This is a genomic window from Burkholderia sp. Bp9015 (assembly GCF_003853505.1).
In the GTDB taxonomy this organism is placed as follows: domain Bacteria; phylum Pseudomonadota; class Gammaproteobacteria; order Burkholderiales; family Burkholderiaceae; genus Burkholderia.
The window spans coordinates 139,458-153,768 of sequence record NZ_QTPZ01000013.1; the positions used below are offsets into that span (position 1 = coordinate 139,458).

Genomic DNA, 14,311 nt, shown 5'->3' on the forward strand with positions numbered 1-14,311 from the left:
GCAGCCCGCGGCCAACCGCACACCCGGGCGGCAAGCGGTCGCAGTGCGGCGGCCGTCGCCCGGGCAGCCGGCAAGCCGGCCGCCGGTCACGCTCAGTGCGCGTTGATCTGCTGGATACCCGCGAGCAGCCAGCCCTGGCCGCCCGACTTCGACAGGTTCCACACCTCGTCGAACGGCGCCGCCGACGCATTCGCCGATTCGCGGATCAGCCCGTGGAAGCGCACGCTCGCCGACTGCTCGATGCCGCGATCCTCGATCGCGACCAGTTCCGCGTCGAGCTGCACGACATCGGTCTGGTTCGCCTCGTTGCCGCGCGAATCGAGGTCGATCTTGATCTCGGCGAACATTTCCGGCGTCGTGAACTCGCGGATGTCGGCCAGGTTGCCCTGGTCCCACGCCGCCTGCAGGCGCACGAAGTAGACCTTCGCGCTGCGCAGGAACGCTTCGGTGTCGAAGCCGGCCGGCACCTGCAGCGGTGCGGCCGCCATCGCGCCCGCCGCGCCCGCGGCCGCTGCGCCGCCGCCGAACACGCCCTGCGCTTCGTTCGCATAGCTGCTGCCGCTGCCGGCATAGTTGCTGCCGGTGCTGCCTTGCTGGAACGACGGGCTCTGCGAGTAGCCGCCCGACGACGAGGCCGAGCCGCCCACCGAGTACGCCGGTTCCTGCGGGCGGCGACGGTTCATGAACTTGCGGATCAGCCAGATGCCGACCATCGCCAGCAGCGCGATCACGATGACGTTCGCCATCATGCTCGCGAACGCGCCGCCGAGGCCGAAGTGCGACAGCAGTGCCGCGATGCCGAGGCCGGCCGCGAGACCTGCGATCGGCCCGAGCCAGCGCGAGCGGTTCGGCTGCGCGGCCGGTGCCGGTGCGGCCGGGTTCGCGCGCTGCGCCTGCGCCGGCGCGGCCTGCTGCATCGGCTGCTGCGCGGGCGGCGTGGCCTGGCGCTGCGTGACGGTGGAACTCTGGCGGCCGATGCTGCGCCCGCCGCCCATACGTCTGGCTTCGGCGTCGAGCGATGCGAACGTGCCGGCCGTGAGCAGGCCGACCATCAGCAGCGTGCCGACCCGTCGAGCCCACGGCTTCGACGGCTTGCTACGGTTGAACAACGAACGCGATTCGGACATCAGCTTCTCCAGATGTAAGGCGAATGTATGGGAAGAACCCCTTAGTACTTGGTTCCTAGGTGTAAAGCTACCACGCCACCTGACAAATTGTAATATTTGACGGCGTCGAGGCCCGCTTGTTCCATCATCGTCTTCAGCGTGTCCTGATCGGGGTGCATCCGGATAGATTCAGCAAGATACCGATAACTTTCAGCATCTTTCGCGAACTTGTCGCCAAGCCACGGTAATACTTTGAAAGAATACAGATCGTACGCTTTTTTCAGCGGATCCCAGACTTTCGAGAATTCCAGCACCATCACGCGGCCGCCCGGCTTCGCGACGCGGCGCATCTCGGCCAGCGCCGCATCCTTGTGCGTCATGTTGCGCAGCCCGAACGCGACCGTGACCACATCGAAGTAGTTGTCCGGAAAGGGGATTTTCTCGGCGTCGCACAGCAGCGACGGCGTCACGATGCCCTTGTCGAGCAGCCGGTCGCGGCCCACGCGCAGCATCGATTCGTTGATGTCGGTGTGCCAGACCTCGCCGGTCGGCCCGGCCGCCTTCGCGAACGCCTTGGTCAGGTCGCCGGTGCCGGCCGCGATATCGAGCACCTTGAAGCCGGGGCGCACGTTCGCCTGCGCGATCGTGAACGCCTTCCACGCGCGGTGCATGCCGGCCGACATCAGGTCGTTCATCAGATCGTAGTTGCTCGCGACCGAATGGAACACGCCCGCCACTTTCTTCGCTTTTTCGGTTTCCTCGACGCTTTCGAAGCCGAAGTGGGTTTTGCTCATCGCGTTGATCCTCAGTAAATGGCAAGACGGCGCCGAGCGGGCGCCGTCGATTTCAGTGGCAGTGGCCGTGCGGCGCGGGGGCCGCCGGCATCGGCGCGTCGCGCTCGACGCCCGCCGCCTGCAGTTTGTCGAAATAGTCGCGCCACAGCGCGTCCTGCTGCGTCGCCAGTTCGTACAGCAGATCCCACGAGTAGATGCCGGTCGAATGACCGTCGGAGAACGTCGGCTGCAGCGCGTAGTTGCCCACGCCCTCGAGCGCGGTGATCGTCACCTCGCGCTTGCCGGTCTGCAGCGTCTCCTGGCCCGGCCCGTGGCCGCGCACCTCGGCCGACGGCGAATAGACGCGCATCAGCTCGAACGGAATCCGGTAATTTTCGCCGTTCGGGTACTGCAATTCGAGCACGCGCGACACCGCGTGCACGACGACGCCGGACGGAATCGGCGTCGTGGAAGTCAAACCGCTCATGGCTGCCTCGAATCGGTCATGCGTTGAATTTCCTCGCGCACCGCATTGTGCAGCAGCGAGGCCTGCGCCGCGCGCGTGCGCAGCAGCGCCTCGGACACGCTGCGCTGGCGCGGCGCCCAGACGGGCTGCGGAAAATGGGCGTCGTTGGAGAAGCGCGGGATCACGTGCCAGTGCACGTGCGGCACCATGTTGCCGAGGCTCGCGAGATTCACCTTGTTCGGCTGCATCACGCGGCGCACGGCGCGCTCCACCGCATACACCACGCGCATCAGATGTGCCCGCTCGGGCTCGCCGAGATCGGAAAACTCGGCCACGTGCGTGCCCCAGATCACCCGGCAGAAGCCAGGGTAATCGTGCTCGCCCGTCGCGAGCACGACGCGCAGCGCATCGTCCTGCCAGAGCACCTCGCCGCCGTCTTCACGGCAAAACACGCATTCCATCGTCGCTCCCATGTGGACGGGCGCCGGCGCATCTGCGCCGGCGCCCGCTCATTCCTGGCCCGCCCGGGCGGTCGTCATGCCCGCATTAGACCAGCACGCGCTCGATCCCGCCATTGTTCGCGTGTGCGACATAGTCGGCCATCCAGTTCTCGCCGAGCACCTGGCGCGCGATCTCGACCACGATGTAGTCGGCCTCGAGGTTCGCATCCTCGTTGTAGCGCGACAGGCCCTGCAGGCACGACGGGCAGCTCGTCAGGATCTTCACGTCCGGGCCGTTCGCGCTCGCGGCGGCCGGCGCCGGCGCGTTGCCGGCCACGACCGGGATGCTGCGCAGCTTCGCGGCGCCCTTGCGGATTTCCTCTTCCTTGCGGAAGCGGACCTGGGTGGAGATGTCCGGACGCGTGACCGCCAGCGTGCCCGATTCACCGCAGCAGCGCTCGTTCTTCTCGATCTTGTAGCCGTCCTTCTCCGCGCCCATCAGCTCGTTGACGAGCTTCACCGGGTCCATCGTCTTGATCGGCGTGTGGCACGGGTCGTGATACATGTAGCGCGTGCCCGTCACGCCGTCGAGCTTCATCCCCTTCTCGAGCAGGAACTCGTGGATGTCGATGATCCGGCAGCCCGGGAAGATCTTGTCGAATTCGTAGCCTGCGAGCTGGTCGTAGCAGGTGCCGCACGACACGACCACCGTCTTGATGTCGAGGTAGTTCAGCGTGTTCGCGACCCGGTGGAACAGCACGCGGTTGTCGGTGACGATCTTCTCGGCCTTGTCGTACTGGCCCGAGCCGCGCTGCGGATAACCGCAGCACAGGTAGCCCGGCGGCAGCACGGTCTGCACGCCCGCTTCCCACAGCATCGCCTGCGTCGCGAGGCCGACCTGCGAGAACAGGCGCTCGGAGCCGCAGCCCGGGAAGTAGAACACCGCTTCCGAATCGACGGTCGTCGACTTCGGGTTGCGGATGATCGGCACGATCTTGTTGTCCTCGATGTCGAGCAGCGCGCGCGCCGTCTTCTTCGGCAGGTTGCCCGGCATCTTCTTGTTGACGAAGTGGATCACCTGCTCGACCACGGGCGGCTTGCCGACCGTCGCCGGCGGGTGCTGCGTCTGCTTCGTCACGACCTTCTTCAGCATGTCGTTCGCGAAGCGCTGCACCTTGTAGCCGACGCCCATCATCACGCCGCGCGCGGCGTTGATCGTCTGCGGATTGGTCGCGTTCAGGAAGAACATGCCCGCCGCATTGCCGGCGTTGAACTTCTTCTTGCCCATCTTGCGCAACAGGTTGCGCATGTTCATCGTGACGTCGCCGAAGTCGATCTTCACCGGGCACGGCGTCGCGCACTTGTGGCACACCGTGCAGTGGTCGGCCACGTCGTTGAACTCGTCCCAGTGCTTGATCGACACGCCGCGGCGCGTCTGCTCCTCGTACAGGAACGCCTCGACCAGCAGCGAGGTCGCGAGGATCTTGTTGCGCGGGCTGTACAGCAGGTTCGCGCGCGGCACGTGGGTCGCGCACACCGGCTTGCACTTGCCGCAGCGCAGGCAGTCCTTCACCGAATCGGCGATCGCGCCGATGTCGGACTGCTGCATGATCAGCGACTCGTAGCCCATCAGCCCGAAGCTGGGCGTGTACGCGTTGCGCAGGTCGGCGCCGTCGAGCAGCTTGCCCTTGTTGAAGCGGCCGTTCGGGTCGACGCGCTGCTTGTACGCGCGGAATTCGGCGATCTCGTCGTCGGTCAGGAACTCGAGCTTCGTGATGCCGATCCCGTGTTCGCCGGAGATCACGCCGTCGAGCGAACGTGCGAGCGTCATGATGCGTGCGACCGCCGCGTGCGCGTCCTGCAGCATCTCGTAGTTGTCGGAGTTGACCGGGATATTGGTGTGGACGTTGCCGTCGCCCGCGTGCATGTGCAGCGCGACGAACACGCGACCGCGCAGCACCTGCTTGTGGATCGCCTGCGCTTCGTCGAGGATCTGCTTGAACGCGCCGCCGTTGAAGATCGCGCGCAGTTCCGCGCGAATCTCCTGCTTCCACGAGATGCGGACCGTGCGGTCCTGCGTGACGTGGAACACGGTCGCGCCCGGCTGCTCGTCCGCGCGATCGGCAAACTTCTCGGCAAGCGCCTCGTAGCCGAGCTGCACCAGGTAGTGCTGCGCCTCGCGCAACGGCTGGTCGAGCCGGTCGCGCACGAATTCCCAGCGCGCACGCACGCGCTTGAGCAACTCCAGCGCCTGCTGCACGCGATCCTCGAGCAGTTCGGCGCTCGGGATCTCGTTCGCGTCGTCGGTCTTGCCGAGCGGCAGGTTGCCGGCGCGGAAGAACGCTTCGAGCGCATCGACCAGCTGCAGCTTGTTCTTCAGCGACAGCTCGATGTTGATCCGCTCGATGCCGTCGGTGTACTCACCCATCCGGTTCAGCGGAATCACGACGTCTTCGTTGATCTTGAACGCGTTGGTGTGCTTCGCGATCGCGGCCGTGCGGCTGCGGTCGAGCCAGAAGCGCTTGCGCGCCTCCGCGCTGATCGCGACGAAGCCTTCGCCGCTCTTGCCGTTCGCCATCCGGATCACTTCGGACGTCGCGTGCGCGACCGCGTCGGCGTCATCGCCGACGATGTCGCCGATCAGCACCATCTTGGGGAATGCGTTGCGCTTGCTCTTGGTCGCATAGCCGACCGCGCGCAGGTAGCGCTCGTCGAGGTGCTCGAGGCCCGCGAGGATCGCGCCGCCCTGCTTCGACGTCTCGAACAGGTAGTCCTTGATCTCGACGATGCTCGGGATCGCCTCGCGCGCCTGGCCGAAGAATTCGAGACAGACGGTGCGCGTGTGCGCGGGCATCTTGTGCAGCACCCAGCGCGCGGACGTGATCAGCCCGTCGCAGCCTTCCTTCTGCACGCCCGGCAGGCCGGCGAGGAACTTGTCGGTCACGTCCTTGCCGAGGCCTTCCTTGCGGAACCGGCGGCCTTCGATCTCGAGCATCTCGGTCTTCAGCAGTTTCTCGCCCGGCGCATACGCGCCGTCGAACCACTTCAGCTCGAACCGCGCGACCGCGATGTCGTGGATCTTGCCCTGGTTGTGCTCGTGGCGCGTGACTTCGAGCCAGTTGCCGTCCGGGTCGACCATCCGCCACCAGGCCAGGTTGTCGAGCGCGGTGCCCCACAGCACGGCCTTCTTGCCGCCGGCGTTCATCGCGACGTTGCCGCCGATGCACGATGCGTCGAGCGAGGTCGGGTCGACCGCGAACACGTAGCCGGCCGCCTCCGCCGCTTCCGTCACGCGGCGCGTGACGACGCCCGCGCCGGAGAAGATCGTCGGCACCTTGTGCGCGACGCCCGGCAGTTCGGTGAGTTCGACCGCGCCGAGCTGTTCGAGCTTCTCGGTGTTGATTACCGCGGAGAACGGCGTGAGCGGCACCGCGCCGCCCGTGTAGCCGGTGCCGCCGCCACGCGGGATCACGGTCAGGCCAAGCTCGAAGCAGGCCTTGATCAGGCCCGCGATCTCGGCTTCGGTATCGGGGGTCAGCACGACGAACGGGTATTCGACGCGCCAGTCGGTCGCGTCGGTCACGTGCGACACGCGCGACAGCCCGTCGAAACGGATGTTGTCCTTCTGCGTGCAGCGGCCGAGCGCCTTGGTCGCGCGGCGGCGCAGGTCGGCCATCTTGTCGAATTCGTCGGCGAACTCGTCGACCGCGCGCTGCGCGGCGGCCTCGAGCATCTCGACGCGCTCGGCGCGTTCACGGCCCGCGTCGTCGTGGTGCGCGCTCAGGTCGGCGCGGCGGCGCTTGCCGATCTCGGTCAGGCGGTGGTTCAGCGCCTCGATCAGCAGCGCGCGGCGCTTCGGGTTGTCGAGCAGGTCGTCCTGCAGGTACGGGTTGCGGCGCACGACCCAGATATCGCCGAGCACCTCATACAGCATCCGTGCCGAGCGGCCCGTGCGGCGTTCGGCGCGCAGTTCGTCGAGCACCGACCACGCCTCCGCGCCGAGCAGGCGGATCACGATCTCGCGGTCGGAGAAGGACGTGTAGTTGTAGGGAATCTCGCGCAGACGGGGCGCGGGGTCGGCGGCGACGGCGGCGGCCGCGCCATGCGGATCGAAAACTTGTGGTGCGTTCATGTTCGGACGACTCGGAGGGCCGATACACCGTGCAGGGGCGTCGGCAAGCGCGTGGGCGCAATCTTGGGGAAATCTGTTCTGTTGCCAGGCGTGCGACTAACTCGCATGGGGCCGGAACGGGACTGAACTCACCGTTCCCGACGGGTGGGGCCTGGCGGCACTCGGAGCCATCAGCACGATCGCGCGCGGCGCGCATGCCGCTCCGCCGCGGGGCTGGCTGCGCGCGGCGTCGGCTTCAACGGGGCGATCCGAGGGTGCCTCTGCATCTTCCGATCCTTGATTCAAAACGGAATTCTAACCCATGATCGGGCCACGCGTGACACGCCGGACAGGTCGTGGGGCTATCGCCGCAAGCCGCGCCGGGCTTGGCTCGGCACGTTTTCGCGCCGGAATTCGCCGTCCGTCCGGTCGGTAACCATGCGGTTAAACCGGTAAAAGGGGACGCCTCATGCGGCCAACACGCCCGCCGGCGCGGTTCCGCGACCGTGCGCCCGGCATGCCGCTTGCGTGCGGACCGACCCTTGGCGCTATCATTGATCTTTTACCGTCTGCTTCCGCACTGCACGCGAGCGCCCATGGCATCCCACGATTACCTGAAGAAAATCCTCACCGCGCGCGTCTACGACGTCGCGCTCGAGACGGAACTCGAACCCGCCCGCAACCTGTCGGCCCGGCTGCACAACCCTGTTTACCTGAAGCGCGAGGACAACCAGCCGGTGTTCTCGTTCAAGCTGCGCGGCGCGTACAACAAGATGGCGCACATTCCGGCCGACGCGCTCGCGCGCGGCGTGATCACGGCATCGGCCGGCAATCATGCGCAGGGCGTCGCGTTCTCGGCGGCCCGGATGGGCGTGAAGGCCGTGATCGTCGTGCCGGTCACGACGCCGCAGGTGAAAGTCGATGCGGTACGCGCGCACGGCGGCCCGAGCGTCGAGGTGATCCAGGCGGGCGAGTCGTACAGCGATGCATACGCGCACGCGGTCAAGGTGCAGGCGGAGCGCGACCTCACGTTCGTCCACCCGTTCGACGATCCGTACGTGATCGCCGGCCAGGGCACGATCGCGATGGAAATCCTGCGTCAGCACCAGGGTCCGATTCACGCGATCTTCGTGCCGATCGGCGGCGGCGGGCTCGCGTCCGGCGTGGCGGCCTACGTCAAGGCGGTGCGGCCGGAGATCAAGGTGTTCGGCGTGCAGGCCGAGGATTCGTGCGCGATGGCGCAGTCGCTGCAGAAGGGCGAGCGCGTCGAACTGAGCGAGGTCGGCCTGTTCGCGGACGGCACGGCGGTAAAGCTCGTCGGCGAGGAAACCTTCCGGCTGTGCCGCGAATTCCTCGACGGCGTGCTGACGGTCGACACCGACGCGCTGTGTGCGGCGATCAAGGACGTGTTCCAGGACACGCGCAGCGTGCTCGAGCCGTCCGGCGCGCTCGCGGTCGCCGGCGCGAAACAGTATGCGGAACGCGAAGGCATCGAGAACCAGACGCTCGTCGCGGTCACGTCCGGCGCGAACATGAACTTCGACCGGATGCGCTTCGTCGCCGAACGCGCGGAAGTGGGCGAGGCGCGCGAAGCCGTGTTCGCCGTCACGATCCCCGAGGAGCGCGGCAGCTTCAAGCGCTTCTGCTCGCTCGTCGGCGATCGCAACGTGACCGAGTTCAATTACCGGATCGCCGATGCGCAGTCCGCGCACATTTTCGTCGGCGTGCAGATCAAGCGGCGCGGCGAGTCGGAGGAGATCGCCGCGAACTTCGAGTCGCACGGCTTCAAGACCGTCGACCTCACGCACGACGAGCTGTCGAAGGAGCATATCCGCTACATGGTGGGCGGCCGCTCGCCGCTCGCGCTCGAAGAGCGCCTGTTCCGCTTCGAATTCCCGGAACGGCCGGGCGCGCTGATGAAGTTCCTGTCGTCGATGGCGCCGGACTGGAACATCAGCCTGTTCCACTACCGCAACCAGGGCGCGGACTACAGCTCGATCCTCGTCGGGCTGCAGGTGCCGCAGGCCGATCGCGCCGAGTTCGAACGCTTCCTCGCGGCGCTCGGCTATCCGTATGTCGAAGAGAGCGCCAATCCCGCGTACCGCCTCTTCCTGTCGTAAAGGCTTCGTGCAATGAATCCCGAACATTCCCCGCTCGGCAAGGCGACCGTCTACGCAGCGCAGTACGACGCGTCGCTGCTGTTCCCGATCCCGCGCGCCGGGGCGCGCGAGCAGCTCGGCATCACGTCGGCGCTGCCGTTCTTCGGCACCGACATCTGGAACGCGTACGAACTGTCGTGGCTCAACGCGCGCGGCAAGCCGCAGCTCGCGGTCGCGACGTTCTACGTGCCGGCCGAATCGCCGAACATCGTCGAATCGAAGTCGTTCAAGCTGTACCTCGGCTCGTTCGCGCAATCGAAGTTCGACTCGCTCGACGCGGTGCGCGACGTGCTGAAGCGCGACGTGTCGGCCGCGTGCGGCGCGAGCGTGTCGGTGCAGCTGGTGTCGCCGCACGATTTCGGCAAGCTCGAGATGGAGGAGCTCGACGGGCTGTCGCTCGATCGGCTCGACCTCGACACCGACGTGTACGAACCCGATCCGTCGCTGCTGTCGGCCGCCGACGCCGAGGACGAAGCGCCGGTCGAGGAAACGCTCGTGTCCGACCTGCTGCGTTCGAACTGCCCGGTCACCGGCCAGCCAGACTGGGGCAGCGTGCAGATTCACTACGTCGGGCCGCAGATCGATCATGCAGGGCTGCTGCGCTACATCATCTCGTTCCGCAATCACACGGGCTTTCACGAGCAGTGCGTCGAGCGGATCTTCCTCGACATCCTGCATGCGTGCAAACCGGTGAAGCTCGCGGTGTATGCGCGCTACACGCGGCGCGGCGGGCTCGACATCAATCCGTTCCGCACGAATTACAACCAGCCGATGCCGGACAACGCGCGGACGGCGCGGCAGTGAATCGGTGAATGAGTGGCGTTGGCGGGCATTCGCGGCCCGCCAACATCGCCTGCTTGCGGGACAAGCACCTCTCTAATTCGGTGCGAACACGTCGGCTCGGCAACCACGCGCCGTTCCTCACGATTTCGACCGCCCCTGGCCCGACAATGGGTACTGCCGCGCGGGGCGCCCCCTTATCGAACAGCGTGCCCGCAAACGCACCGTGACTCAGCAACGGCGCCCACATCAGAATTGCGATCCGAATCACCATTGCACCCTCGCCGCCTCCCACAACACGATCCTGATCCCCGTTCTTTGAAATCCGGTCCGACACGCGTGGAGACCCGGCCTTTCACTGCATTGCGGCCAATCGCGCAGCGTTCCATTTTCTTTCTACGGCTGCACGATGCAGCATCGCGAGCGTAATCGATTCCCGCTTGAAGTCGTGGGGCTTTCGTCGCACCCACCGCTGGAATAGCGAATAGAGCAACCCCTCGCCTTCCATCAAAAAATACCGGTGGAAATCGAAATCGCCGGTGTCGACGGCAAATCGCTCAAAAAAATGCCCCATGAAGTCGTTGGCTTCGTCACCGGTCTGCCCAAGGTCTTCCCAGAGCCGAGTGCCGGCGGAGAGCGGCTTCGATGGACCGAGCCCGACCTCTGACCTGACAAAGGCTTCGATCTCGTCCCAACGCACGTTTTCCATCAGAACACCTTATCCTCAGGTTTGACGAGGCTGTTGTACCTTGAGACCGTGCCATGAACGATCCCGAACACGTCGCGCGCCAGCAGCGCCCAACCCACGCCCGGAACGGCGCGCCCGACGAATACGCTGAGCTTCCGGGTCAGGATGATCCGAAATGACTTGATGCTTTGAAGCGTGACGGTTGGCAAAACCTTCCTGTTCAGCTGGTAGCGAAAAATCGAACGCGCCATCACGGATGCGACGGACGTTCCTTTCGTCGCACCGCCGAATTTTTGCCGCGTCGGCAAAACGGGCCAGCCAGCTAGAATCAGGACCACTGCTTCGACATCGTCGATCCCGATCCGTGCGCACGTCTCTTCCACGGCAACGAAAAAGAAAAGTTCGGCGGGCGTGAGATCCGAATGAACGCCATAGCGGTATGTAGTGCTCGTCATGATTCGATTTCACGAAATCGTTGATTGGAATGACGACCATACCCAGCGATCCACCCAATTTGCTCTATCGAGATTCATCGACGCCGCTGGCGTATTGCGCGTCCATTACCGGAGCCGCCCGCCAGACGCGGCATATCGAGTCACGCTCGAGTCACAAGGATTTCATTCAGAGTGCAAAAATTCGGCGCTACTCAGGTCGCTCATGATTGCGTTCCCCACCGAATTATTGCGCTTGCCAGAAGACAAGTGCTCCCGATACCAACCGCCCGCGACACTTCTATTCCGCCAAAACGCAACGAGGCCGGCGCATGTTACTGCGCCGGCCCTGTGACACGACAATTCGCCCGCCCGCGTTACTTCACCGGCGGCTTGTAAGCGATGCAATCGACCTCGACCTTGCAATCGATGACCATGCTCGACTGCACGCACGCGCGTGCCGGCGGATGCTCGCCGAAGTACGACACGAACACCTTGTTGAACGACGCGAAATCGCGTGCGTCGTCGAGCCACACGCCGCAGCGCACGACGTGCTCGAGGCCGTAGCCGGCTTCCTTCAGGATCGCGATCACGTTCTCGATCGTCTGCTTCGACTGCGTGACGATCCCGCCTTCGACGACCTCGCCGTTCACCATCGGCGTCTGGCCCGACACGTACAGCCAGCCGTCGGCCTCGACCGCGCGTGCAAACGGCATCACCTGCCCGCCGGTACCCTTCGCTTCGCCCACGCCATATCGCTTCATCGTTTCACTCCTGGTTGGTCGACCGGCCTCGGCGCGCAAGCGCCGGCGCCGGTCCCATGCAACACACGGTTGCGGATGCGCGCGCCGGCATGGCGCACGCGGCAAATCGGATCAGAACCGCGTTCAGAACGCGGCGTCGGCACTCGCCGCCACGCGCTCGCCGCGCGCGACGAAACCGCCGGCGCGCTCGCCGGTCGGCTGGCCGTTCTCGTAGGTCAGCACGCCGTTCACCCACACCGCGTCGATCCCGTGCGCGGGCTGTTGCGGCTTCTCGAACGTCGCGGCGTCGATCACGCGCGCCGGATCGAACAGCACGAGATCCGCGTGGTAGCCGACGTGCACTTCGCCGCGCCGCGCGATCCCGTAGCGGCGCGCGGACAGCGACGTCATCTTGCGGATCGCCTCCTCGAGCGGCAGCAGGTTCGTGTCGCGCACGTAATGGCCGAGCACGCGCGGGAACGCGCCCCACAGCCGCGGATGCGGCAGCGGATCGTTCGGCAGGCCATCCGAGCCGACCATCGTCGCCGGATGCGACAGGATGCGGCGCACGTCGTCCTCGGACATGTTGTGGTACACGGCGCCGGCCGGGCGGATCCGCTGCGCGGCCTCCTGCTCGGTCACGCCCCAGTCGGCCGCGATCGCCTTCAGCAGCTTGCCGGCGACTTCCGGATGCGGCTCCGACCACGTGATCGTGATGTCGATGTCGCCCGTCACCTGCTTCAGGTCGAGCGTCGACGAACTGCGGCTGTACGGATAGCAGTCGCAGCCGACCGGCTGGTAGCGGCGCGCGCCTTCGAGCGACGCGAGCACCTCGGTGCTGCGCCCCCAGTTCGACGGGCCTGCGCACTTCAGGTGCGAGATCACGACCGGCACCTGCGCGTGACGGCCGACGCGGTACGCCTCGTCCATCGCGTCGAGGATCGCGTCGAATTCGGTGCGCATGTGCGTCGTGTAGAGCGCGCCCGCGTTCGCGAGCGGCTCGGCGAGCGCCATCACTTCCTCGGCCGGCGCCGCGAACGCGGAGCCGTACGCAAGGCCCGACGACAGACCGAGCGCGCCGTTCGCGAGCGCTTCCTCGAGTTGCGTGCGCATCCCGGCGATCTCGCCGTCGGTCGCCGCGCGGTCGAGGCGGTCCATCTGGTTGTTGCGCAGCGCGGTGTGCCCGACGAGCGCCGCGACGTTCACGGCCGGACGCGCGTCGTTCACCGCCGCGACGTACTCAGCGAAGGTCGGATAGCGGAACGCGTCGCGATCGCCGAGCAGGTTCATCGGGTCGGGCGGATCGCCCGCGAGCGTCACCGGCGACGCGCTGATCCCGCAGTTGCCGACGATCACGGTCGTCACGCCCTGCGAGATCTTCGGCAGCATCTGCGGCGCGCGGATCACGTGCGTGTCGTCGTGCGTGTGGACGTCGACGAAGCCCGGCGCGAGCGCGCGGCCGTTCGCATCGACGACGGTCTCGGCGAGCCAGTTCGACAGGTTGCCGATCGCCGCGATCACGCCGTTGCGGATCGCGACGTCGCGCGTGACGGGCGGTGCGCCCGTGCCGTCGTACAGCTGCGCGCCGACGATCAGCGTATCGGCGGCTTCGGGATGCGAATGCATGGTCAGTCTCCTACCGGTTGACGGTCTCCGCCGCCGCGGTGCGCATCGAGCGCATGCTTGATGCGGCGCAGCGATTCTCGGCCCGCATCGCCGAGCCGCAGCGCGACTCCGGTGACGAGCACGTCGATCGCCATCATCATCGCGTAGCGCGATGTCGAAGGCTTGTAGATGAAATCGGTTTCGAACGCGACGACCGGGATCAGGTGGTCGGCGAGCTTCGCGAGCGGCGAAGCCGGCGCGGTGATCGCGATCAGCTTCGCGCCGTAGCGCTTCGCGAGGCGGCAGCTCTCGAGCAGCTCGGGCACGCGCCCGCTCACCGACAGCGCGACGACCACGGTGTCGCGCGACAGCGTCGCCGATACCATCCGCTGCAGCAGGCTGTCCTGGTAGCTCGCGACCGGCCGCCCGAAGCGCACGAGCCGGAAGCGCAGTTCGTCGGCGAGCGCGGTCGAGCCGCCGCCCTGCCCGTACACGTAGACCATCTTCGCGCCGGCGAGCAGATCGGCCGCGGCATCGAACGACGTGTTGCGCAGCAGCTGGTGGTTGTGCGCGAGCGCGACGCGGATCTCGTCGTAGACGACCGATGCCGGGCTCGCGTCCGCTTCCGCAGGCTCGCCGGACGGCACGAGAAAGCGCTGGCCGACCGCCGCCGCCTGCGCGACGAGCACCTTCAGTTCGCGCACGTCGCGGCAGCCGACGGCCTTCGCGAACCGCGTGACCGTCGCGACGCTGACCTCCGCGTCGCGCGCGAGCGCGCCGATGCTCGCATGCGCGGCGCGCGCGAGATCGGCGAGGATGAATGCCGCGACCTTGCGTTCGGCCTCGCGCAGCTCGGGCGCGCATTCGGCGATCCGCGCGACGATGTCGAGGACCGGCTGGGCAACCGGTTGCTCGGCGGTGAACGGAACGGACGGAGTGGCGGACGAATTCATCTGCTGAAAAGGGTGTGGCGCTTTATGTTACTAAATAACATCACCGCGCCGATGCT

12 protein-coding genes and 1 pseudogene are annotated in these 14,311 nt (G+C 66.4%); 3 read left to right on the forward strand and 10 right to left on the reverse strand.

What is annotated here, in order from left to right; translation table 11 throughout:
* Positions 1–92 precede the first annotated feature (92 nt).
* The 5 genes from DIE12_RS16345 to DIE12_RS16365 form a co-directional block, all read right to left on the reverse strand.
* On the reverse strand, positions 93–1,127 hold the full coding sequence (locus DIE12_RS16345; protein ID WP_124521040.1) for a Tim44 domain-containing protein: 1,035 nt from the start codon (positions 1,125–1,127) through the stop codon (positions 93–95).
* Between the two features lie 41 nt (positions 1,128–1,168).
* A complete protein-coding gene (ubiE, locus tag DIE12_RS16350; protein WP_044846838.1) occupies positions 1,169–1,900 on the reverse strand; it encodes a bifunctional demethylmenaquinone methyltransferase/2-methoxy-6-polyprenyl-1,4-benzoquinol methylase UbiE in 732 nt (243 codons plus the stop codon).
* 52 nt (positions 1,901–1,952) lie between these two features.
* Entirely contained in the window at positions 1,953–2,366 is a 414-nt protein-coding gene (locus DIE12_RS16355; RefSeq protein ID WP_124488601.1) for a gamma-butyrobetaine hydroxylase-like domain-containing protein, read from the reverse strand.
* Positions 2,363–2,806, reverse strand: coding sequence for an HIT family protein (locus tag DIE12_RS16360; protein ID WP_044846840.1), 444 nt, complete (start codon positions 2,804–2,806; stop codon positions 2,363–2,365). The genes DIE12_RS16355 and DIE12_RS16360 overlap by 4 nt, the downstream gene beginning before the upstream one ends.
* 85 nt (positions 2,807–2,891) lie before the next feature.
* Positions 2,892–6,917, reverse strand: coding sequence for a DUF3683 domain-containing protein (locus DIE12_RS16365; RefSeq protein ID WP_124521038.1), 4,026 nt, complete (start codon positions 6,915–6,917; stop codon positions 2,892–2,894).
* Here DIE12_RS16365 and DIE12_RS39060 point away from each other — a divergent pair.
* The 3 genes and pseudogenes from DIE12_RS39060 (at position 6,903) to queF (ending at position 9,859) form a co-directional block, all read left to right on the forward strand.
* Positions 6,903–7,352: pseudogene (locus DIE12_RS39060) on the forward strand (hypothetical protein). The gene DIE12_RS16365 and the pseudogene DIE12_RS39060 sit on opposite strands and share 15 nt — an antisense overlap.
* Positions 7,353–7,492: 140 nt before the next feature.
* On the forward strand, positions 7,493–9,016 hold the full coding sequence (gene ilvA / locus DIE12_RS16375) for a threonine ammonia-lyase, biosynthetic (protein ID WP_044848605.1): 1,524 nt from the start codon (positions 7,493–7,495) through the stop codon (positions 9,014–9,016).
* Positions 9,017–9,028: 12 nt separating this feature from the next.
* Complete coding sequence (queF, locus tag DIE12_RS16380) at positions 9,029–9,859, forward strand: NADPH-dependent 7-cyano-7-deazaguanine reductase QueF (protein WP_044848604.1); 831 nt, start codon at positions 9,029–9,031, stop codon at positions 9,857–9,859.
* A gap of 331 nt (positions 9,860–10,190) precedes the next feature.
* On the opposite strand, the gene DIE12_RS16385 is transcribed toward queF, so the two are convergent.
* The 5 genes from DIE12_RS16385 to DIE12_RS16405 form a co-directional block, all read right to left on the reverse strand.
* Positions 10,191–10,544, reverse strand: coding sequence for a DUF1493 family protein (locus DIE12_RS16385; RefSeq protein ID WP_124488599.1), 354 nt, complete (start codon positions 10,542–10,544; stop codon positions 10,191–10,193).
* Positions 10,544–10,978: an STM2901 family protein gene (locus DIE12_RS16390; protein WP_124521037.1), complete on the reverse strand. Its 435-nt coding sequence runs from the start codon at positions 10,976–10,978 to the stop codon at positions 10,544–10,546. Before DIE12_RS16390 ends, DIE12_RS16385 begins: the two co-directional genes overlap by 1 nt.
* A 353-nt stretch (positions 10,979–11,331) precedes the next feature.
* Positions 11,332–11,718: a RidA family protein gene (locus DIE12_RS16395; protein WP_006477830.1), complete on the reverse strand. Its 387-nt coding sequence runs from the start codon at positions 11,716–11,718 to the stop codon at positions 11,332–11,334.
* A 123-nt stretch (positions 11,719–11,841) separates the two neighbouring features.
* A complete protein-coding gene (locus tag DIE12_RS16400; RefSeq protein WP_124521035.1) occupies positions 11,842–13,323 on the reverse strand; it encodes an amidohydrolase family protein in 1,482 nt (493 codons plus the stop codon).
* A gap of 2 nt (positions 13,324–13,325) precedes the next feature.
* Positions 13,326–14,255 (reverse strand): MurR/RpiR family transcriptional regulator, encoded by a 930-nt coding sequence (locus DIE12_RS16405; protein ID WP_124521034.1) that lies wholly within the window; start codon positions 14,253–14,255, stop codon positions 13,326–13,328.
* Between the last annotated feature and the right edge of the window lie 56 nt (positions 14,256–14,311).

Coding starts and splice junctions, on each gene's coding strand:
- DIE12_RS16345 (WP_124521040.1), bottom strand. CDS start 1,127: ATGTCCGAATCGCGTTCGTTGTTCAACCGTAGCAAGCCGTCGAAGCCG.
- queF (WP_044848604.1), top strand. CDS start 9,029: ATGAATCCCGAACATTCCCCGCTCGGCAAGGCGACCGTCTACGCAGCG.
- DIE12_RS16405 (WP_124521034.1), bottom strand. CDS start 14,255: ATGAATTCGTCCGCCACTCCGTCCGTTCCGTTCACCGCCGAGCAACCG.
- DIE12_RS16385 (WP_124488599.1), bottom strand. CDS start 10,544: ATGGAAAACGTGCGTTGGGACGAGATCGAAGCCTTTGTCAGGTCAGAG.
- DIE12_RS16365 (WP_124521038.1), bottom strand. CDS start 6,917: ATGAACGCACCACAAGTTTTCGATCCGCATGGCGCGGCCGCCGCCGTC.
- DIE12_RS16390 (WP_124521037.1), bottom strand. CDS start 10,978: ATGACGAGCACTACATACCGCTATGGCGTTCATTCGGATCTCACGCCC.
- DIE12_RS16395 (WP_006477830.1), bottom strand. CDS start 11,718: ATGAAGCGATATGGCGTGGGCGAAGCGAAGGGTACCGGCGGGCAGGTG.
- DIE12_RS16355 (WP_124488601.1), bottom strand. CDS start 2,366: ATGAGCGGTTTGACTTCCACGACGCCGATTCCGTCCGGCGTCGTCGTG.
- DIE12_RS16360 (WP_044846840.1), bottom strand. CDS start 2,806: ATGGAATGCGTGTTTTGCCGTGAAGACGGCGGCGAGGTGCTCTGGCAG.
- DIE12_RS16400 (WP_124521035.1), bottom strand. CDS start 13,323: ATGCATTCGCATCCCGAAGCCGCCGATACGCTGATCGTCGGCGCGCAG.
- ilvA (WP_044848605.1), top strand. CDS start 7,493: ATGGCATCCCACGATTACCTGAAGAAAATCCTCACCGCGCGCGTCTAC.
- ubiE (WP_044846838.1), bottom strand. CDS start 1,900: ATGAGCAAAACCCACTTCGGCTTCGAAAGCGTCGAGGAAACCGAAAAA.